General features: G+C 41.1%; 15 protein-coding genes. 11 read left to right on the top strand and 4 right to left on the bottom strand.

Going from position 1 to position 21,143, the window contains the following annotated elements:
* Positions 1–121: 121 nt before the first annotated feature.
* From AACW90_RS04020 to AACW90_RS03990, 7 genes are all read left to right on the top strand, one after another.
* On the top strand, positions 122–289 hold the full coding sequence (locus tag AACW90_RS04020; RefSeq protein WP_390232056.1) for a LysR substrate-binding domain-containing protein: 168 nt from the start codon (positions 122–124) through the stop codon (positions 287–289).
* Between the two features lie 309 nt (positions 290–598).
* Positions 599–2,725 (top strand): transcriptional regulator NosR, encoded by a 2,127-nt coding sequence (nosR, locus tag AACW90_RS04015; protein WP_390231183.1) that lies wholly within the window; start codon positions 599–601, stop codon positions 2,723–2,725.
* A gap of 88 nt (positions 2,726–2,813) precedes the next feature.
* Positions 2,814–4,721, top strand: a complete 1,908-nt coding sequence (gene nosZ / locus AACW90_RS04010; RefSeq protein ID WP_390231180.1) for a TAT-dependent nitrous-oxide reductase — start codon at positions 2,814–2,816, stop codon at positions 4,719–4,721.
* 103 nt (positions 4,722–4,824) lie between these two features.
* Positions 4,825–6,156 carry a nitrous oxide reductase family maturation protein NosD gene (locus tag AACW90_RS04005; RefSeq protein WP_390231177.1) on the top strand — a complete coding sequence of 444 codons (1,332 nt, stop codon included), beginning with the start codon at positions 4,825–4,827 and terminating at the stop codon, positions 6,154–6,156.
* The gene (locus AACW90_RS04000) at positions 6,153–7,082 is read left to right on the top strand and encodes an ABC transporter ATP-binding protein (RefSeq protein ID WP_390231174.1); all 930 of its coding nucleotides are present in this window, start codon (positions 6,153–6,155) and stop codon (positions 7,080–7,082) included. Before AACW90_RS04005 ends, AACW90_RS04000 begins: the two co-directional genes overlap by 4 nt.
* Entirely contained in the window at positions 7,079–7,897 is an 819-nt protein-coding gene (locus AACW90_RS03995; RefSeq protein ID WP_390231171.1) for an ABC transporter permease, read from the top strand. The genes AACW90_RS04000 and AACW90_RS03995 overlap by 4 nt, the downstream gene beginning before the upstream one ends.
* A gap of 10 nt (positions 7,898–7,907) precedes the next feature.
* Positions 7,908–8,402, top strand: a complete 495-nt coding sequence (locus AACW90_RS03990) for a nitrous oxide reductase accessory protein NosL (protein WP_390231168.1) — start codon at positions 7,908–7,910, stop codon at positions 8,400–8,402.
* A gap of 93 nt (positions 8,403–8,495) precedes the next feature.
* Here AACW90_RS03990 and dcuC read toward each other — a convergent pair whose 3' ends face one another.
* Positions 8,496–9,866: an anaerobic C4-dicarboxylate transporter DcuC gene (gene dcuC / locus AACW90_RS03985; RefSeq protein ID WP_390231165.1), complete on the bottom strand. Its 1,371-nt coding sequence runs from the start codon at positions 9,864–9,866 to the stop codon at positions 8,496–8,498.
* A 1,022-nt stretch (positions 9,867–10,888) separates the two neighbouring features.
* Between dcuC and AACW90_RS03980 the strand changes: the two genes are divergently transcribed.
* Positions 10,889–12,466: a BCCT family transporter gene (locus tag AACW90_RS03980; RefSeq protein WP_390231162.1), complete on the top strand. Its 1,578-nt coding sequence runs from the start codon at positions 10,889–10,891 to the stop codon at positions 12,464–12,466.
* A 71-nt stretch (positions 12,467–12,537) separates the two neighbouring features.
* On the opposite strand, the gene AACW90_RS03975 is transcribed toward AACW90_RS03980, so the two are convergent.
* Together AACW90_RS03975 and AACW90_RS03970 are read right to left on the bottom strand one after the other, a co-directional pair.
* On the bottom strand, positions 12,538–13,254 hold the full coding sequence (locus tag AACW90_RS03975) for a 3'-5' exonuclease (protein ID WP_390231159.1): 717 nt from the start codon (positions 13,252–13,254) through the stop codon (positions 12,538–12,540).
* Positions 13,255–13,257: 3 nt separating this feature from the next.
* On the bottom strand, positions 13,258–15,141 hold the full coding sequence (locus AACW90_RS03970; RefSeq protein ID WP_390231156.1) for a DUF294 nucleotidyltransferase-like domain-containing protein: 1,884 nt from the start codon (positions 15,139–15,141) through the stop codon (positions 13,258–13,260).
* A 112-nt stretch (positions 15,142–15,253) separates the two neighbouring features.
* Between AACW90_RS03970 and AACW90_RS03965 the strand changes: the two genes are divergently transcribed.
* Together AACW90_RS03965 and AACW90_RS03960 are read left to right on the top strand one after the other, a co-directional pair.
* Positions 15,254–15,496, top strand: a complete 243-nt coding sequence (locus tag AACW90_RS03965) for a GNAT family protein (protein ID WP_390231153.1) — start codon at positions 15,254–15,256, stop codon at positions 15,494–15,496.
* Between the two features lie 294 nt (positions 15,497–15,790).
* On the top strand, positions 15,791–17,761 hold the full coding sequence (locus AACW90_RS03960; RefSeq protein WP_390231150.1) for a methyl-accepting chemotaxis protein: 1,971 nt from the start codon (positions 15,791–15,793) through the stop codon (positions 17,759–17,761).
* Between the two features lie 316 nt (positions 17,762–18,077).
* Here the strand turns inward: AACW90_RS03960 and AACW90_RS03955 are convergent, their stop codons facing one another.
* On the bottom strand, positions 18,078–19,040 hold the full coding sequence (locus AACW90_RS03955; RefSeq protein ID WP_390231147.1) for a transposase: 963 nt from the start codon (positions 19,038–19,040) through the stop codon (positions 18,078–18,080).
* A 308-nt stretch (positions 19,041–19,348) separates the two neighbouring features.
* Here AACW90_RS03955 and AACW90_RS03950 point away from each other — a divergent pair, with 308 nt between their 5' ends.
* Positions 19,349–20,992 carry a phosphoethanolamine transferase gene (locus AACW90_RS03950; protein WP_390231144.1) on the top strand — a complete coding sequence of 548 codons (1,644 nt, stop codon included), beginning with the start codon at positions 19,349–19,351 and terminating at the stop codon, positions 20,990–20,992.
* Positions 20,993–21,143 lie beyond the last annotated feature (151 nt).

Here is a 21,143-nt window from a genome sequence, read left to right as displayed (position 1 = left end):
TAAATCAAGATAACGAACTACAGTCTGCAGAAGTTAACTGCCGACTAACCGTTAATGAGGCTACCGCTTTAATGCAAGCGGCCGAACAGGGGCAGGGGTCGCATTGCAACCCACTTATCTAGTGAATCCGTTGATAGAGCGAGAGGCATTAGTACAAGTATTACCGAATTGGACGCCGCAAGAGATGGATATTTTTGTCCTGTATCCGTCCCGCAAACATCTTTCACCAACGGCACGGGCACTGATTGACTTTTTAAGTGACTATTTTCAATATCATAAGTGGGAGTAAACATTGGTGGCGGGCTTGCCGTATTGCCCAAGACTTAAAATGGGGTGATGTTTATTGATATAAATCATTATTAGTGCAAATTGTCGAATTCGATGACGGTAACATTGAGGTCTTTCACATCAATTGAATAGAAATTATCTTTCTAACGTGGGTAGCTCCTACTATGAGTGCTGCTATCTTGCCCTTTACATGTTATCCACACTATCATTACAAGTATCACAACTGTGTAACATGGCATTCGTGAACTATGACTATGAGAAAATGTATGAACAATGATCAACCCGCGTTGATTTTGCCCGGAGCAAAAGAATGAGAAACGCTTTCACTACGTTAATGTCTTCCTTTGGTTTACTATCCGTTCTATTCAATGTGCTTTTTTCGTCTTCCGCACATGCGCTTTTTGTGAGTCCTGCAAAAGATCCCATTCCACTTATACAAGAAGCTTTGCCTCAGTTTACTTCCATCTCGGAGAAAGAAGGCGAGTTGCTACTGCGCACCATCAATAATGGTGACGAGGTGCTCGGTTATGCATTCGAAACCAATGATATCGCTCGGATACCAGCCTATTCAGGTGAACCTGTCAATATGTTGGTTATCATCAACCCTAAAGGTCAATATCTAGCCTCTAAAGTACTTGAGCATCATGAACCGATCATTCTGGCGGGCATACCCGAGAAAAAACTGTGGGATTTTAGCGACCAATATGTGGGGTTGTCAGTAAAGGACCGTATTAAAGTCGGGGGTAAACCAAACCAAAATTATATCCCTATTGATGGGCTGTCTGGTGCAACAGTGACGGTAATGGTAATGAACGCTGCAATAACCAAGGCAGCAACAAAAGCCGCAGAATCGTTAGGGATCATTAAAGCATCGAAGGGAATTATCCAACCTAAGTCAACGATCAAGCAGGATGTATACAGCCAAAAAAATTGGTTGGATCTCACGGGTGACGGCTCGATAAGAAAGCTATTTTTGGATAATAAGTCGGTGCAGCAGGCCTTTGAGGGCACATTGGGTGCAGACGTTGATACGGTTCCGGACAGCAAAAAAGATGAGATGTTCGCCGAACTCTATTATGCAATAGCTGACATTCCGACTATTGGCAAAAACTTGTTCGGAGAATCCGAATATCAGTGGTTAATGAAAGACTTAAAAAAAGGTGAGCACCTTATCGCCGTATTCGGTAACGGGTACTCTTACAAAGGTTCTGGCTATGTTAGGGGCGGGATCTTTGATCGAATTCAGATTCAGCAAAACGATGACGAAATTTCTTTTCGCGATTTAGATCATACCCGTATTACCGACATGTATAGTGAAGGTTCTCCTCGATTCAGAGAGATGTCGGTCTTTAGGGTTCAAGCCCATTATGACTTTGACCCCGGTGCAAGTTGGCAAGTAGCACTGTTAGTTCGCAGGCAAACGGGGCCCATAGACAGTGTATTCACCAGCTTTAAAGGCAATTATGATACGTTAGAGCAGTATGTAGATACGCCACCGGCAATCATACCACCACCTGAATTGACCTTGACACAACAAGTGTGGCAAGAGAAACAAGTGACCGTTGTGTTGCTTTCTATCTTGATAGTGGTGCTAATTCTTATCCTATTCTTTCAAGATATACTGGTTCGGCATCCCACATTTATGCATCGCTTACGTCACGGTTTTCTCGCGATTACCGTGGTGTTTATTGGTTGGCAGTGGGGCGGTCAGTTATCCGTAGTGAATGTCTTTACCTTTCTTCACGCTTTCTTAAAAGATTTTTCTTGGGATTTGTTTTTACTTGACCCAGTGATTTTCATTTTGTGGTCGGCCGCTGCGGTCACCATCTTGCTGTGGGGAAGAGCCGTATATTGCGGTTGGCTGTGTCCGTTTGGTGCATTGCAAGAGCTGATCAATCAGTTTGCTCGGTACGTTAAGATTCCGCAGGTTGAACTTCCGTGGGCCGTGCATGAGCGATTATGGGCGATAAAGTACTTGATTTTACTTGGTTTATTTGCCTTGTCTCTGGATTCTATCGCGCTGGCGGAACAGTTCGCTGAGATAGAGCCTTTTAAAACCACCTTTTTGCTGAAATTCGATAGAGAGTGGCCGTTTGTGTTATGGGCCGTGCTTATTCTATTCGTCAATTTGTTTAATCGTAAAACCTTCTGCCGTTATTTGTGTCCACTTGGTGCGGCGTTGTCGGTGTCAAACAGTGTACGTTTATTCGATTGGCTTAAACGCCGTCCTGATTGTGGAACACCATGTCATATCTGTGCTAAAGAGTGTGAAATTCAAGCCATTCAGCCTGATGGTGTGATAAATATGCGTGAATGCCACTACTGTTTGGACTGTCAAATTACCTATTCAAACGACCAAAAATGTCCGCCATTGAAAAAAATGGCTTACAAAAAAAGGAAACGTAGTTCCTCTGAGATATTAGTAAAAGAGATATAACAATAATAGAAACCACATCCACAAACTGTCGTTGTGGTTCGTGATATTTAAGCGTTAATACCTTACATGAAAAGAATGGAGACTTACCATGAGTGAAGATAAAATCGGTCAGGTTAATGATAATGCCCCCGTTGATGGCTCCCCTGTTGATACTGAACGCCGTAAATTTTTTGGTAAAAGTGCCGCGATTGGACTAGGCGTCGCGGCCGCCCCTATGACGGCGGCTATGTTTGCTTCAATGGCGAAGGCACAGGCTGCCGATATAAAAAATAGTGCAGTGGTGCATCCTGGCGATTTAGACGAGTATTACGGTTTCTGGAGTGGTGGCCACTCTGGGGAAGTACGTATACTCGGTATCCCTTCAATGAGAGAACTGATGCGAATTCCTGTGTTCAACACAGACAGCGCAACAGGCTGGGGATTAACAAATGAAAGTCGACGTATCAAAGGCGACAGTGCTAACGTTCTGGTCGGTGATTCTCATCACCCACATATGAGCATGACGGATGGGCGTTACAACGGGAAATATGTCTTTATTAATGACAAAGCCAACTCTCGTGTTGCACGTATTCGTTGTAATGTAATGAAGTGCGATAAAATGCTTACCGTACCTAACGTACAAGCCATTCACGGGCTGCGCGTACAGAAAGCGCCTTATACAAAGTATGTTATTTGTAATAGTGAATTTGAGATTCCAATGAATAATGATGGCAAAGCCACATTGGAAGATACCAGCACTTACCGATCTTTGTTTAATGTCATTGATGCAGAAGAAATGGTTGTCGCATTTCAGGTTATGGTAGACGGTAACTTGGATAATACTGACGCCGACTTTGACGGTAAATATTTTGCTTCTACCTGCTACAACACCGAAATGGGTATGAACCTAAATGACATGATTTCAGCAGAGCGCGATCATGTTGTGGTGTTTAGTTTAGAACGCTGTGAAGCTGCATTGAAAGCGGGTGAGTTTAAAACGTACAACGGTAATGATGTGCCTGTTCTTGATGGCCGCAAAGGGTCAAAATTAACGCGCTATATACCGGTTCCGAAATCGCCTCATGGATTGAATACCTCATCGGACGGCAAATATTTTGTTGCCAATGGTAAACTATCGCCAACGGTCTCGATTATTGCTATCTCTAAATTAGACGACTTATTTAGCGACAAGATAAAACCGAGAGACACAATTGTTGCCGAACCTGAACTTGGATTGGGTCCACTTCATACGGCATTTGATAATCGAGGAAACGCCTATACAACGTTATTCCTTGATAGTCAGATAGCAAAATGGAACGTAGAAGATGCCATCAAAGCCCATAACGGCGAAAAGGTAAATTACGTTCGCCAGAAGCTTGATGTTCATTATCAACCCGGTCATAACCACACATCCATGGGCGAGACGAGAGATGCGGACGGTAAATGGCTTGTATCGCTTTGTAAATTCTCGAAAGATAGATTTTTACCCGTCGGTCCCTTGCATCCAGAGAATGACCAGTTAATCGATATTTCTGGCGATGAAATGAAGCTGGTTCATGACGGCCCAACCTATGCAGAACCGCATGACTGTATCATCGTACATCGTAGTAAGGTGAAGCCCGATAAACTATGGACTAGAGAAGACCCAATGTTCGCAGAGACATTGGAAATCGCGAAGAAAGATGGCGTGAATGTACTTGGTGAAAGCAAGGTGGTTCGCGACGGTAATAAGGTTCGTGTTTACATGATTTCGGTTGCTCCGATATTTGGACTGAACGAGTTTAAAGTGAAACTCGGAGACGAAGTCACGGTCATCATAACCAATCTTGATATGGTCGAAGACGTAAGCCATGGCTTCTGTATGACCAATCACGGTGTTCAAATGGAGATCAGCCCTCAGGCAACCGCCTCTATTACATTTATAGCTGATAAACCAGGCGTTCATTGGTATTACTGTAACTGGTTCTGCCATGCACTTCATATGGAGATGCGTGGACGCATGCTCGTTGAAGCGTAATACGTTTCTCAGTTATTGAGTAACGAACTGATGTTGGGCTCCTTCATTGTTATTTGAGGGAGTCCGAACAGTGACCTATTTTAATCTGTGTAGGATTCGTCGATTGAAAAAAAGAACGTGCTTCATTGCGATATGGCTTAGTTTATTTAGTGGCAGTCTTTGGGCAAGCCTAATTACCGTAAACCATTCCGATAATTTACAAGAAAAACTTGATTCAACACAAGATGGGGACACGGTACTTATTCAGTCTGGTATTTATTCTGGCCGCTTCAATGTGACTAAAGGTATTACAATAAGAGGACAGGAAGGGGCGATCATAGATGCGAATGGGTTGGGTAATGCACTTACATTGCATACCTCGAATATCAAAATAGAAAATCTTACCATCATCAATTGGGGCCGTGATCTAACGGAACAAAATGCGGCTATCTATCTTGATACCAAGCAAGAAAATATCACGATTAGTAACAACCGCTTAAAAGGCGATGGATTCGGAATCTGGTTGCAAAAATCCAGTCGCATATTGATAGAGAACAACAAAATTGAGGGGAACCCCGAGTTACGTTCAGCAGACCGAGGAAATGGTGTTCAACTTTCAGGTGTAAAACTTGCCAAAGTTATTGGTAACGAGGTGAGCGGTACACGGGATGGTCTATACATCATTGCCAGTCAAGATAGCGAGCTTCGAGACAATGTTATGCATGATTTACGTTATGGCATACATTATATGTACTCTTATAGTAATCGAGTCATTACAAATACGGCTTACAACACTCGAGCCGGATACGCCTTAATGAGCTCAAAACATCTGATTGTGCAAGGTAACCGCAGCCGTAATAGTGAAGATTACGGTATGTTAGTGAACTTCATTACCTATTCCGATATCAGTTTCAACGAGATTGACAATGTCTGGACTCGACCGGAAAATAAAGTGATGGGGCGAGAAGGCAAAGGGCTATTCATATATAACTCAGCCTATAACACCATTAGCTACAATCGAATTGAGACGGCCGAAATTGGTATTCATTTAACCGCGGGTTCCGAGAATGGCAAGATTTTCGGCAATAGCTTTATAAATAACCCGGTGCAAGTGAAGTACGCTTCTAATCGCCAACAAGAGTGGAGCCAGAATGGTGTTGGAAACTTTTGGAGCAATTACCTTGGCTGGGATCTAGACAATAATATGATAGGGGATACACCGTTCGAACCTAATGATGGTATAGATAAAATGGTTTGGAAATACCCAGAGGCGAAGGTATTGTTGGATAGCCCTTCTGTGCTTATGCTTAGGTGGATTCAAAAACAGTTCCCAGTATTAAAACCAGCGGGTGTCCGAGACTCATATCCATTGATGTCCCCAATGAACATTAGCGAGCAAGCAAAACAACATAGCGAAATCAAGAAACCGACGGATGGAATAGGAAATAACTCATGAGCTATCCAGTTGTAACGCTAAAGAGCGTCAGCAAACATTACAAACACCTTCGGGCATTGGATGGTATTAACTTAACGCTAAATAGCGGTGAGATATTGGGTCTGTTTGGCCATAATGGTGCCGGTAAAACCACCATGATGAAACTGATTTTAGGCGTCATCGCAGCCAGTGATGGACAGATAAAAGTATGTGGCGTCGACCCCAAAAGCAAACAGGCTTGGAATAGCCGAAAAGAGATAGGCTATCTACCAGAGAATGTCAGTTTCTATGAACAATTGACTGGGCATGAGGTCCTGACCTATTTCTCACGTTTAAAATCTGTACCAAAAGGGCAGGTTAGTCCGCTTCTCGAAAAAGTAGGATTATCAAACGCGATGCATCGGCAGGTAAAAACCTATTCAAAAGGGATGAGACAACGCCTAGGTTTAGCGCAGGCATTTTTGGGTAAGCCAACACTGCTACTATTGGATGAACCGACGGTTGGGCTTGACCCTATTGCCACTCAAGAATTCTATTTGAGTGTTGACCAACTTAGAAATGAGGGCGCAAGTATTATTTTGTGTTCGCATGTATTGCCAGGCGTCGAGCAGCATATCGATCGCGCCATGATACTGTCCAACGGGAAGTCGATCGCGATAGGTACATTAGATGAATTAAGGCAGCAAGCGAACTTACCCGTGGTCATAAAAACTCAAGGGATCAATGGTGCGTTAGGACAGAATGAAAATCTAAGCCAATTTATTGTGGACGCAACGCAATTACACATACCGCAAGAACTCAAAGTAAACGTGCTAAAACAACTATTAGATTACGACGCACTCGATGATATACAGGTTGAGAATGCGAACCTAGAACAGATATATCAATATTATCTGCGATTGGCGGCGGCGGACGAAAATACTCATAATAATAAGGGGGTAATATGAGCCCAGTAACTGCCGTGGCATTAAAAGAATTTCAGGATAGTTTGCGAAATCGGTGGTTTGTATCAATCACATTCATCTTTTCATTGCTTTCAATCGGTCTGAGCTATTATGGAAGTGTGGCATCGGGTCATATTGGTTCACCATCGTTGTCTACGACAATTGCGAGCCTTTCAAGTCTATCCGTTTTTATCATTCCTTTGATCGCTTTACTGCTATGTTACGACAGTTTTGTTGGCGAACATGAGTCAGGAACATTGTTGTTGTTAATGACTTATCCAATTAGCCATGGACAGCTATTATTAGGAAAGTTCTTAGGGCAAGGCAGTATTATTACTCTCGCCACCATTTTGGGCTTCGGCAGTGCGGCTGTATTGCTAAGCGTCACGACTGATATGCAAGACGTGGGTCGTTCATTCAGTCTCTTTATTGTTACGTCCAGTCTGCTAGGTCTTTGTTTTGTTGCGTTAGCTTATATCATCAGCGTATCGGTTTCTGAGAAGTCTAAAGCCGCAGGTATTGCATTGATCATATGGTTGTTTTTTGTTCTTTTTTTCGATCTCGTATTGCTGGGACTGTTGGTGGGTTCTAGTGAAGTGATAACCCAACACGGCTTGGTTCAGTTGATGATGTTTAACCCTGCTGACTTGTTTCGATTAATCAATTTGTCGTCACTGAGCAGCAACGATGTTAATGGCGTACTTGCAGTGGCAATCAATAGCAGTTTCTCTACCAGTAGGTTACTCAGCGCAATGGTGGCATGGGTAGTTATTCCTTTGGGTATTACATTAATTATTTTTAGACAAAAAAATTTATAAGAGGCATGAAATGATGAAAGCAAAAACGACAAAATGGACTCTATTACTTGCCCTGTGTATTGGACTGATTGGCTGCGGCGAGACCTCTCAAGAAAAAATGTTAAAACAAGCCGTCGCGATAGAAAACAGTGATGAGTGTCATCTTTGTGGCATGATCATTTCTAATTATCCGGGACCTAAAGGCGAGGCGTATCAAACGGATCGCGATGATGTAATGAAATTCTGCTCAACGCGAGATCTCTTTGCGTATTTGTTACAGCCTGAGAATGAAAGACAGGTTAAACAAGTTTTTGTGCATGATATGAGCCAGACACCATGGCAGAAACCAAACGATGAGTATTTTATCGATGCTAAAACAGCGTGGTTTGTTATCGGGTCTAGCCAAAAGGGTGCGATGGGTAAAACGCTTGGCAGTTTTAGCAAACAAGAGGATGCCAAAGCGTTTAGTGCAGAATTTGGTGGTGAGCTTTATCAGTTTAAAGACATTACGATTGATATTATTTAAAACGTTGTAGTTGAAATTAGGCCAATAAAAAATGCTAGTCAGTTATCTGACTAGCATTTTTATTATTAACAATTCACTTTTCGTTAATCTAGATTAACTGGCCATCATAGGTACAAGGACAACCGTTCCTATAATCACGGTGATTAGACCTGCAAACACGGGTACCGACGTTCTTTTTACTACTTCAAATGGGCTGATCTTACCCATACCCGATGTCGCGACAATAACGCCAGAAACCGGTGAAATAGTACGACCTAAATTCGATGCCTGAAGCATTGGAATAATCAGGAAGGCTGGGTTTAGACCCAGTTTATCGGCTAATGCTGGTGCGAGTTCAACGAACGCATAAAACGGTGCGTTACCAGAACCAGTTGCGACTGCCGCAGCAACGGTCAATATAGTTAATAGAAGCATCAGAGCAACACCGCCTGCGCCTGCTTGGTCAGCTAGGTGAAGAAGGTTATCAATCGCACCGATAGACATTAGGCCTTGAGCAAATACACCCGCCGCAACCAATAGCATGACGACACCTTTGAAAGCATCCGCCATACCTTCATAGCAAGAATCCATATCTTCTAGCGTTTCTCTACCTTTAAATCCTTTGGTTATGTAATCGACCATAGCACCTATAAAAATAGACAAAACAACAATGGTATAAATGTCTAGGCTCAATCCTTCAATCGTTCTGCCGTTAAACAAAAATACACCGAAGATAGGAAGGAATGGAAGCGCCGCGTAATACGCTGGTGCTTTAACTTCCATAGTAGAGATATCTACTTTTTCCATTGGTGTGTTTTCTTTTTTGTCTAAATACTTGTTCCAAAAATAGGCAGCAGCAGACATGACAACAATGGCGCAAAGTGATACTGGCAGTACTGTTTGAACAGCAAAGACATCCAATGCCATGCCGGCTTTTTCAGCGGCAACCACAACATCACCAGACGTCGGAGATAGAATGATGGCAGCAGGAGAAGCACAAACGGCGACAGCAGCTGGACGGGAGATACCCATTGCCGTCATCATCGGGAATAACGTTGCCATTAAGAGCACACCAAGACCTGTTGCTGAACTTACAGCAAGAGACATTAAGCAGGCAACAATGTAGGCAGCAACTAAAAGAATGTAAGGTGATTTAATGACAGCTAAAGGTTTTGAAAATTGTTTTACTACCACATTATTTGCACCAATATGGGTCATATAAGCCGCAAAACCACAAAGCAACATGATTTGCATGCCTAAACCACCACCACGATGCTTCAGCATAAACTTAATGAATTCTAGCGAATCTGTGAAATAATTACCTGTTGAAGCGATTTTGGCCGGTAAAACCGTATGGCCAAGTAACCCTGTTAAAATCAGGAGTAACAAACCTGCTGTAAGCAGTATTCCTGCTGGTCTGTAACCTTTTACAATGAAGTAACCCACTCCAATTGTTATTACCAATCCAATGATTAGTTCTAGCATTTCTACCTCTGCATAAATTAAGAAAAAGTCTTTTCGAGGCGAAATTAAAGCACTTAGGCATTAAATTCCGTGATCTATATTAAGTATTTTTGCATCTTTCTGCTCAATTTCACCTTACGCGATGGCGGCCACATTTTCAGCTGCTTTTTTTTAAATAACTGGAACATAATAAGGTGACTCTTTCACGAAAAAAATGAAATGTAAACACAATATTGCAACTATTAAGCAACATTTTAACCCTGTAAATATAAGGGGTAATTTTTCGATTTTATTCGTTTGAAAGAAGTATAAGATGGATATTTCGTATTATATCCATCTTATGAGTGTCTTTTATCAAGGGGGTGGGAGTGTTAACGGATGTATTAAATTTTCGTTTTTGACAACTCAATACGCAGTGTTTTGGGATGATTTAGGACTCAAGGGGATACACACCTTTGAGGGGGGGATATTTAAGGGGATATTTAAGAGACAGGCAGGGGATATTTAAGAGACAGGCATATTTAGATGAATTATTGCGTTACGTCAGAACGCTTCGCCTTTCTTCTGAATGAAACGATAAATGCGATAGATTTGATATGAAATTTAAGATGTGTGTCCCGTTAGTTTGGTTTGAAGGTGTGTGTCCCAGTAATTTTCCCAGTAATTTTCCAGAGATCATGAACAATCTCTAAGTATTCATCTTGATTATTAGTTTTTTGCATGTTTAGTTAATGCGGCTAACAGTTTATAGTGTAAGTCTTTGTTTAATTAAGATTAAATGGATATTTTATAAAATAATCATTAGTGATGTAGTCAATGGACTTGATGAGTGCTGTGTAAGGTTAGATAGGGCATAGAGCGATGAGCAAAAAATCGCTTATTTAGCTACACGAAGAGACGGAGAACTGAAGAAAAATCAAGAACATTTACATGGTAACTCGCGTTAGAATTAATCTGTTTAGGTAACAATTTTAGAAAGTACGGTTCGAATGAAGTACAATAGACCTTCACAATCAAATGGAAATTTTTCTAAATGAGGACCAATGGATACCAAAAAAGATAAATACAGTATTAATAATACCGACTACACGGTCGGACAAGATAATATTCAGAAGTGGGGTTTTGACGTACATAATCCTGTTTTTGGGATCAGCGCTTCCTTAATCGGCCTCTTTTTAATTGCAATTTTGCTGGTTGAACCGGAAACATCAAAGTCTGTATTGGACGGATTAAAGTGGCAAATAATTGGTGCTTTTGATGGCCTATTTATGTGGTCAGCCAATATTTTCGTTGTTTTTTGTTTGGCAATGATAGTTTCGCCATATGGAAAAATCCGTATAGGCGGAGACGAAGCAAAAACCGATTATACGATGATGTCATGGATAGCAATGTTATTTGCGGCAGGTATGGGTATCGGTCTAATGTTCTGGGGAGTTGCAGAACCGGTTGCTTACTTTACCGGATGGTACGAAACGCCACTCAATGTTGCTGCTAACACACCAGAAGCGGCCAAGCTTGCGCTTGGTGCAACCATGTTCCATTGGGGACTTCACCCGTGGGCCATTTACGGTGTTGTCTCTCTTTCGCTCGCGTTCTTTGCTTACAATAAAGGCTTACCGCTCTCTATGCGTTCAGTCTTTTATCCCATTCTAGGCGACCGTACTTGGGGCTGGCCGGGACATATCGTTGACATTTTAGCCGTACTCGCCACTCTATTTGGTCTTGCTACATCACTTGGACTCGGTGCTCAACAAGCCGCCAGTGGATTTCACCATGTGTTCGGTATTGATAATGACTTAACGTTGCAAGTTATCATTATCTTCGTCGTGACGTTACTAGCGGTTGTTTCAGTGGTTCGTGGTATTGATGGTGGAGTAAAAATCATCAGTAATATCAATATGCTTCTCGCGCTAGCGTTATTGGTGTTTGTTGCCATGTTGACTGCTGCAGTATCTATGGGAACCATACCTACAACTGTCATGGGGTATATTGAAAATATTATTCCGTTAAGTAATCCAGTTGGTCGTGAAGATCAAGCTTGGATGCATGGCTGGACTGTTTTCTATTGGGCATGGTGGATCTCATGGTCACCTTTTGTCGGTATGTTCATTGCTCGTATCTCACGTGGCCGTACTATACGTGAATTCGTAACGGCAGTATTGATTGTTCCAACGGTAGTTACGACGCTTTGGATGTCGGTATTTGGTGGTGTGGCTATAAATCAAGTTACTAATAATATTGGTACGTTAGGCGAAAAAGGGTTAACAGAAGTACCGCTTGCCATGTTCCAGATGTTTGACGCATTGCCAATGGGCAGTATTCTGTCTATGTTGGCCGTGGTATTAGTGTTGGTCTTCTTTGTGACGTCATCCGATTCCGGTTCACTGGTTATTGATAGCATCACATCAGGTGGCAAAGTGGATGCACCCGTTCCTCAACGCGTATTTTGGGCGTTGATTGAAGGTGCTATTGCCGCGGCTCTTGTTTGGGTAGGTGGTACTGAAGCCATTCAAGCCTTGCAAGCCGGCGCTATTTCGACCGCCTTGCCATTCACCATTATTTTGTTGGTGATGTGTGTAAGTTTGCTTATGGGCTTACGGACCGAGAAACGTCCTTATTAATTGTCTGAATTGATAGATAAAACTAGAAGCCGAGTGATAATTATTCACTCGGCTTTTTTATTGGTAAATTGTCATAACCACAACTTGTTAATCGGTGTATCAGGGCTAAAATGGTAATGAATTTGCGCTTGCAATAGCTCAGCAGTCGCTATGGCATCGGTTAAGGCATCGTGCGGAGGGTAGGTGGGTAGGTTATAACGTGTTCGGCTATTGGCAAGTCGAATCGAAATTGGACGAGTATTTTTAAACCAATCCATGATTTTTTTAGGTTGAGTTTTTTGAATGTCTGCTTCAATTTGCATAGTATCAATAACTGGAAAAACAATACCTTCATTAATCAAACCGCGAAGTGCCGCGTCAAAAAAGTCACGTTCTATTCTGCGATAATGTACCACCACAACCTTTCCAGCTAGCTCATCCAATAACTGTTCCAAAATACGTAACAAATCAGGTGCACCTTTCAAATCGGAATGGGTAATGCCATGAATTATTATCGAATCTTCTTGGAGTTTGTCTGCTGGTGTGACAAACCAGTGTTTCGCTGATCTACAAGCAATTCGTTGCAGGGTAAAAGGGACCAAACCAATACTGATAATGCTATTTTGATTGGCGTCTAAACCCGTAGTTTCGAAATCTAAAGCAACGAATTCAATATCCTTAAGCTGGGTGTCACCATGGTAAGTGCTGGCATTATAAAAATTGGTTAGCCGGTTATCTTTACTCTCCGACGATTTTATATGTAAAAAAGCCTTCCAGTTTAGGATCTCTTGGTAATTGAGATTTTGCATTGGTTACCCCTTCATGCTATTCGCACTGTAGCGGAACTTTAAAAAGTTTTGTGCACTGCTTAAAACTAAAAAGGCATCTTTTAGATTACGTCTTTCAAAATCGGACATATTTTCAGGCTCAATATTGTTATCGGGCTCTTGTTCAGCCTTAATGTCTAACGCTTGGTGGCGAATACGAACCAAGGAGATGAATTCCATTGCATGCTGCAGATCTTTACCTTTTGATGGAGGCAAGATCCCCGCTTCAATGATGTCTTCTAATCGATCAAATGAATTCTGTGATTGGGACCCGATAGCAAGAGCATGTACACGGATCAGGTCAGCTAAAGGTGCTGTACCTCGTCTTTTTAAATTAATGGAGTTGTTGTGACGGCCATCTTTTTCCATCACAAAGTCTTTAAAGAAGCCTAGCGGAGGTGTGCGGTTTATTGCATTTCTCGCAAGGCAGGCCAAGAAACGGTTATTCTTTTTCGCTTTTCTAAGGATAAACGCGTTTAGCTGCTCAGCCCATTTTGGTCTACCATACACACCATAGAGATCGAAAAAGATGGAGCAATTAAGCAGCGTTTTTGGGTTTGGATTCTCAATCCAACTAGAAAAACACTCTTCCCACTGAGATTGTGTTTTTCGATACTCAGGATTCGTTGCCATAATGTCACCCGTGCAATAGGTATAACCGCACGCGGCCAAACCATCACAAACATAGGTGGCTAGCTCTTTAAAGTAGTCACCATGCAGGGACTCTTGGTACTCATTATCGAGAATAATGGCATTATCTTGGTCGGTAACAATAAGCTGTTCATCACGTGCCATAGAGCCTAAAGCTACAAAGCAGTAAGGTACGGGCGGTGGCCCCAGTTTCTCTTCGGCCAGTTCAAGAAAACGTTGTTTAAAACTTCTACCAATTTCCGACATGGCTCGCCCTACCATGTGTGAGTTGGCATCTTCATTGACCATACGGACAAAACAATCTTTGAGTTGGCTAGATAGCACAATCAGATCTTCGATGCTGTTTTGTTGGAAAATACTGCTGACAATCAACAGACTGTTTTGAGATTCGTAGCGAATGATGTCGGTGACTTCAATAACACCAATCGGTTGTTTGTTTTTTAGAATGGGCAGGTGGTGAACGTTGTAACGAAGCACGAGTAACATGGCTTCAAAAATATAGGCGTTGTGATCCAATGAAATAAGTTCTGTAGACATCACTTCAACCACTTGGGTGTCGACATCTAACCCTTGCGCGATAACTTTTGCGCAGAGATCGCGTTCGGTAATAATACCAACAAAGCTGTCACCACCTTCATCTGCGAGGTTTGGGTCATTGATGAGTGCTGCTGAAACATTCTCTTCTGACATTATTTTAGCGACGTTTCGAATGGTCGTCGTGGTAGGTAACATCACTGGTTCGCCACTAAGTAAGGTCTTTACCTTTGACGTAGTCAGTGAATTGGCATCATCACTATTATCTTCAACCGCTTGCCGTAATCGAATACTACCTTCTACTTCAACAAAATCTGCAAAGGTGTCAAAGCGTTCGCAGAATTCTTCAAATATTTTTTCTGGGATACAGTATAAAAGGGTGTCTTTCAGCGACTTGGCTGGGAAACGCACTTTCTTATTCGTTAACAGCCCCATTTGCCCAAATAAGCCACCCTGATCAAGACGGTTATAAAGCTCACCAGTACGACGATATACCTCTACTACGCCACTACGAATCATGTAGAGATCGTGTATTTTATCACCAAATTCAATGATCATACTGTCCGCTCGGTAGTATGAGATCTCTACGCTATTTGCCACTTCGATTAACGCTTCTTCAGGCAGTTGATCAAAAGGTGGGTATTGGCAGATGAAATTTCGAATTTCCAGTAGTTCGACTTCCATGATTTGCTCGATATTAATGGTGATTAAAATATATGTTCAACAGTATATGGTATCTACTAGATATATGCAGCTAGCCGATATCAATCCACCCGATGATTAACGCTAGAGATGGATGAAAATTTATATATTACACAATCTTAAGTTTGCTCCTAAAGGTGTGTGTCCCGGCTGGAGTGCTCATGGTAAGCAAATAATGAGTCATGGGAGAAGGCAAAGGACTAGTCTGACGCTTTCTGTTTACAAAGAGAATGAGCCAAGTTTCATTTTTTATCGGTCTCAAGGGTTTATTGTAATAAGTGAGCAAATTGATGAGCATACTGGACATCAAGAATTCACTATGACCGCAGACAGATAACAAGGTTTTTTAAGCGGAGTATTAACTTAGACTTCATCCTATTTAAGAGGCTCATCGCATTAATTCAAGATAGATGTTGTTAATTGTGAATAAGTAAGCAAAAGAGGTATTCATCAAGTTTTTTTCCTAAATAAATCGCTAGTATAAACAAACATAACAGCAGCATATATTACGCTGCGGTACTATTAGTTTGGGTATCAGTCTTTGCAGAGGAAAACTTACGTACAAAGCGCATAAATGAGAAGTCGTTAAGTACTAACATTCATTCTGTTTATTAAGTAGAGGAATAGCTCAGTGTTAATTCGTCATAAGTTACTTGCAGGAAGTATCTCTTTATTAATCGCGGCATTGTTGGTGTTGTTTGTTATCATCCAATACTTTGTAACGCCCGTTATTCGTCAGCAATCTATTTTAAACGCAGAACTTAAAGCTCAAAGCACAGGAGAAATTGTTGCTAAAGAACTCGCTAAAACTGCGGTATTGACCAAAAACTTAGCATCATTGGCAGAAATTTTACCTTTAGAAACATCTCAATTTATCAGTCAATTAGAGCCATTGATTGCAAGTGGAACGGGTGTCGCAGGCGGTGGTATCTGGCCTGAGCCTAATAAATTAATCGCAGGTGAAGACAAATCCTCACTCTTTTGGGCGAAATCTAGTCCGGGTCGTTTTGAGTTATTAGATGATTATAACGCGCCATCTAGCAGCCCTTATCAACAAGAAAGTTGGTATCAAGATGCGAAAGGAACTGAACCTGGTGAATGTGTTTGGTCGGCGGTATATACCGATACAGTCTCAAATACTCAAATGGTCACCTGTTCAGTTGAAATAGAAAGAGAAGGCAGTTTCTGGGGAGTGGCGACGATCGATGTTGAACTTGCTGGGTTAGATGGTCTTCTTATGGAAGAGAATAAATCGAGTGGTTCTTTTGGGTTTATTGTTGATCAGTCTGAACAGTTGGTTTCAATCCCAATGCTACGATCTGAAAACTTATCGATGCAAACATTGCAAGATGTAGCGCAAAGTGACGCTTCTTTAAAGCCGTTTGTTACTGCTCTGAACCGTAACGATGATAAACCAATTGAGCTTGGCGAAGGGGTAATTGCTGATGACTCCTCAATTCTGGTCACCTATACCCTACCTGAACAAGGTTGGCGTTCTGGTATCATTCTACCTGCCAGTGTGGCAATGCAATCTGTCTACACTCTCACCAAAGCTCTGTATGCTTCTTTTGTATCTCTAATTATTGTCTTTGTGGCTATTTTACTGTTGGCTGGAAATCGATTGCTTAACCAAATCAAGTCCACGACAGCACAGGTTAGAATGTTGTCCGAAGGTAATATGGACAATAAATTGGATGTGAAGAGTAAGGATGAAATGGGTCAACTCTGCTCTGCTATTAATGATTACGGTGACAATTTGGTTGATATCTTATCCAAGGTTCAAAATGAGGCAGAAAAAGTCAAAGATAATGCAGAATCTATAAATCAATTGAGTATGTCTGCAACGAAAAGAGCCAGTTTATTAATGGATGAAAACCATACTTTGGCTACCGCGATAAATGAAATGTCTGCCACGGCAACGGATGTATCCCAAAATGTTGTGTCTGTTGCCAATATTACGGAAAATTCAGCCGAGTTAGTCAATGGCGGATTCGAGTTAATTGAAAGTAGCGGTGAGTCTATCAATCAATTATTCACCAATCTAAGTGATGCATCGAAAACGATAGAGCAATTATCACAGGATTCCCAAGAGGTCGGTTCCGTTCTTGATGTGATTATGAATATCTCTGAACAGACGAATCTGTTGGCGTTGAATGCCGCGATTGAGGCTGCACGTGCAGGTGAATATGGCAGAGGGTTTGCGGTCGTCGCTGATGAAGTAAGGACGTTGGCGAGTCGGACACAAAAATCCACGGTTGAAATTGAAACCATGATTAAGAAGCTACAAGGCGCTGCCAAAGACGGTGTCGGTGTAATTGATAGTTGTAGGGAGTTGTCTCAAACGGTTAATGAACGTTCTAACAATACTCGGACTCAGTATGAAAGTATTGTTACTGCTTTCAATGACATTAGAGACAGAGCCACGAGCATTGCTGCTGCGACAGAAGAACAAGCGAAGGTGACCGAGAGTGTCGATGAATTAGCAGAACGTATTCGCCATATATCGAATAAAAATGCGGAAGATGCGGAAGTGTTTAACTCTGTAAGCCAAGAGTCAATGGACCAAGCACAACGTCTATATGCGATAAGTCAAAAAGGGTAATAGTTGTGTCAGCCTCAACGGACGCATTGAAGCGTTCGTTGAGGCTGACTTTTAGTTTATGTTGCTTTTTAATCGGGACACACACCTAACAACAAATCGATGAATGGTGGTTTTTAATTGCTTTTTTGCTTTTTAATCGGGACACACACCTCAACAAAAAATCGATGAATGAGGTTCTTGAGGCGACGCTGCAAACTTTCTACATGAAATATGGTCGAATGTTCGGCAAATATTGATGGTAAGTGGATTGAAATGCATAAGAGGTGGCTAACAAAAGCAAGTCGAGAATATTGAGGTGATAAGTTAGGTCGAAAATTTAATTATCCAACCGAAAAAGATGAATCCTTGCCTTTTTCATATGTAACTTTGCGGTTTCTGCGTGGCAATGACATCCAACGGCGGTTACGCCGTATCGTTCTAATTGCGTGCAGGCTTTAAGCCAGGTAGTCTGCGCTATATCAAGCCTTTGTAATATAGGCAGGAGTGACGCCTTTAACGTTGCCTTATTTTCTCGATACTGTCGTGCTGTCCAATCAACTAACTCAATATAATCCACCAATCGGAAAGGAATGCCGTGAATGATCTTATTGGTTGAGTTACCGACGAAAGGGAACAGGAAGTGGGCTTTCTCTTTTTGCTCTTTTAATGCCTGTAACCTGATTCTTATTGACGTGAATTCTGAGGTTTCAGGTGTCTCTGATGTACCAGCTCTTAGTAGGTTAAGGTCGACATAAGCCATGGCTGCCAAGAGTGCTTGCTCATCCAATAAAGCTTGGCTTTTAAAACGACATTCCCAAAAATGCCCTTTGCAGTTGTCCTCTTGATTCGCTTTCAAGGCAATATCGAAATTGAGTTCTTTCATAAACCAACTTAAATCCCATAAACGATTTCGCCATGATTCGATAATCTTTAGGCACTCCTTTTCTTCTGCTCTAGTTGTTATTTGGTGGGAAAGCCAACGTTGAATCAATGCGGGCATCTTATGACTGAGTTGCCAGCGCTCAATTACTTGATTAGAAGACAACCCGAGAGCCTCATCACGATTCATATGCAGTACCAAATGATAATGGTTGCTCATAATGGCGTAAGCGCAGATATCAATGCAGTAAAGTTGAGACAGAGCTTCAATTTTATGTTCAATCCAAGAGCGACGATGTTCATAGCTCTGCTGAGTATACGGGTCGACACCACATAAAAAACTACGTCGAACACAGCGAGAAACACAATGGTAATAGGGTGTCAATTCAATGGAGACCAATTGTTTTCGGGCGGTAGTCATGAGGCAATCCGTATGTAATGAAAATTGATACGGATAAGATAACGTTTAAAGGAAATGAAGCTATCTCAATTGACATAATTTGAGATTGATTAAGTATAAATGCATTCTTTAACTAAGCCTTTATGGCGTGTGTCCTCTTATCCTTGCGCGTGCCATGTCTTTGTATTTAATCAAATGTTTCAACTTGAGCTTTTTAAAATAGAGTAACAATGTATCCTTTAGGTGAACCAAGCTTACACATTTTATTCACACTGCCTCTTTTATCTTAGCATTCTGATTTTTATAAAAGACGTGCTGTTGTAATTCTCATGACAAGTTTCAAAACTATTACTAAGACACCAATTTCGATCAGTAGTGATTATTTTATTACTATTATGTCATTATACTTTGGATTTGTTCTCAATATCCCCGTGGTAACAAAACTGGTTCAACTAGCTTCCGAACATGGAAATCCAACCTTCGCGTATTTTAGCCCTTTGCTGCTGAGTGCTACATTTGTGCTCATTTTTTCAATATTTAATATTCCTTATTTTCGAAAGCCATTTTTTGTTTTTTTAACAATAACATCAGCTATGGCAAGCTATGCGACCTATAAATATGGCGTAATGTTTGATTATAGCATGATAGAAAATGTTTTTGAGACGAACAGTGGTGAGCTATTCTCATATGTAAACTGGATATCTTGTTTATACGTGTTAATTCTTGGAATTATACCATCAGTTTTAATCGCGCGAACCTCCTTCAAAAGTAATAAATCATTAAAAAGAAATATTATTAATAAATTAACCATAATTATTTCGGCATTGTTCATTATTACGATTATTTTCATCATGTCGTACAAAAATTATGCATCGGTCGGGCGAAATAACGCTTACTTAAATAGAATGATCACACCTAGTCACATATATTACTCAGCGAAATATATAAAAAACACTTTTTTTACTACCCCACTTGAATACAAAATAATTGGTGAAGATGCGAAAATAATCCCAGCTCAAAATGGGAAAGCATCATTGATTGTTCTTGTAGTTGGCGAAACGGCCCGTTCTTCAAATATTAGCTACAATGGATATTCAAGAAATACAAATCCATACACAGAAAATCTAGGCATTATTTCGTTTAAAGATACTTCATCATGCGGTACTGCAACCGCACATTCGTTACCCTGCATGTTCTCTAACCTAAATAGAAGCAATTACCGTAAAGAAAGGGCGAATGCACAAGATAATGCCTTAGATATTATCAAACGATCTGGAACATCTGTGGTGTGGGTAGAAAACGATGGAGGTGATAAATCAGTGGCAAAGCACTTGGATAAAAGAGAGATAACCCCGAATGACTACCCAGATTATTGTTCAGAGGGCGTCTGTACTGATGAGGTAATGTTAGAAGAGTTTGACAGAAATATGAGAAAAAAACAGATGAAAAATAAGCTTATGGCGTTCCATATTATAGGAAGTCACGGGCCAACATATTGGAAACGATACCCTAAAAATCAAGAATTATTCACGCCAGCGTGCAATCAAAGTGATATCGAAAACTGTTCAGACGAAGAGATAATTAATGTTTACGACAATACTATCGCGCATACAGATTACATCATCGCCAAGCTAATTGGGAAGTTAGAAAAATACCGAGACCAATATAATGTTGCGTTGATGTATATTTCGGATCACGGTGAGTCATTAGGAGAAAACGGCCTTTATCTCCACGGAACACCTTACTCATTAGCGCCTAATGAACAAACTCACGTACCTTGGTTTTTATGGATGGATAGTGCTTTTGAAAAAGCCTATAAAATCAATCGTCAGTGTCTGAAGAGTAAAGGGGAAAATGAACATGTATCACAAGACAATTTGTTTCATTCATTAATTGATTTTGCATCCGTAGGCACATCAAGCATTAATAAAGATATGAGCATTTTTTCTAGCTGTCGAACATCGGACGGATGATTAGTTTGCTAAGTTAGTTGGTCTAAGGGGACAAGCGTTTCGGAAGAGTTTTGATGTCTATAGAGGTGCAGATCTTATTTTGTAGGTTATCTGCACATTTTATTCACATTTTAAGACGTATTATAGTGGTTATGTAGACATTCTATTGCAA

This window comes from Vibrio frigidus (genome assembly GCF_042465995.1).
Lineage (GTDB): Bacteria > Pseudomonadota > Gammaproteobacteria > Enterobacterales > Vibrionaceae > Vibrio.
This window is presented reverse-complemented; position numbering and strand designations above follow the sequence as displayed.

Coding starts and splice junctions, on each gene's coding strand:
- nosR (WP_390231183.1), top strand. CDS start 599: ATGAGAAACGCTTTCACTACGTTAATGTCTTCCTTTGGTTTACTATCC.
- nosZ (WP_390231180.1), top strand. CDS start 2,814: ATGAGTGAAGATAAAATCGGTCAGGTTAATGATAATGCCCCCGTTGAT.
- AACW90_RS04000 (WP_390231174.1), top strand. CDS start 6,153: ATGAGCTATCCAGTTGTAACGCTAAAGAGCGTCAGCAAACATTACAAA.
- AACW90_RS03995 (WP_390231171.1), top strand. CDS start 7,079: ATGAGCCCAGTAACTGCCGTGGCATTAAAAGAATTTCAGGATAGTTTG.
- AACW90_RS03990 (WP_390231168.1), top strand. CDS start 7,908: ATGATGAAAGCAAAAACGACAAAATGGACTCTATTACTTGCCCTGTGT.
- dcuC (WP_390231165.1), bottom strand. CDS start 9,866: ATGCTAGAACTAATCATTGGATTGGTAATAACAATTGGAGTGGGTTAC.
- AACW90_RS03980 (WP_390231162.1), top strand. CDS start 10,889: ATGGATACCAAAAAAGATAAATACAGTATTAATAATACCGACTACACG.
- AACW90_RS03975 (WP_390231159.1), bottom strand. CDS start 13,254: ATGCAAAATCTCAATTACCAAGAGATCCTAAACTGGAAGGCTTTTTTA.
- AACW90_RS03970 (WP_390231156.1), bottom strand. CDS start 15,141: ATGGAAGTCGAACTACTGGAAATTCGAAATTTCATCTGCCAATACCCA.
- AACW90_RS03965 (WP_390231153.1), top strand. CDS start 15,254: ATGAAAATTTATATATTACACAATCTTAAGTTTGCTCCTAAAGGTGTG.
- AACW90_RS03955 (WP_390231147.1), bottom strand. CDS start 19,040: ATGACTACCGCCCGAAAACAATTGGTCTCCATTGAATTGACACCCTAT.
- AACW90_RS03950 (WP_390231144.1), top strand. CDS start 19,349: ATGACAAGTTTCAAAACTATTACTAAGACACCAATTTCGATCAGTAGT.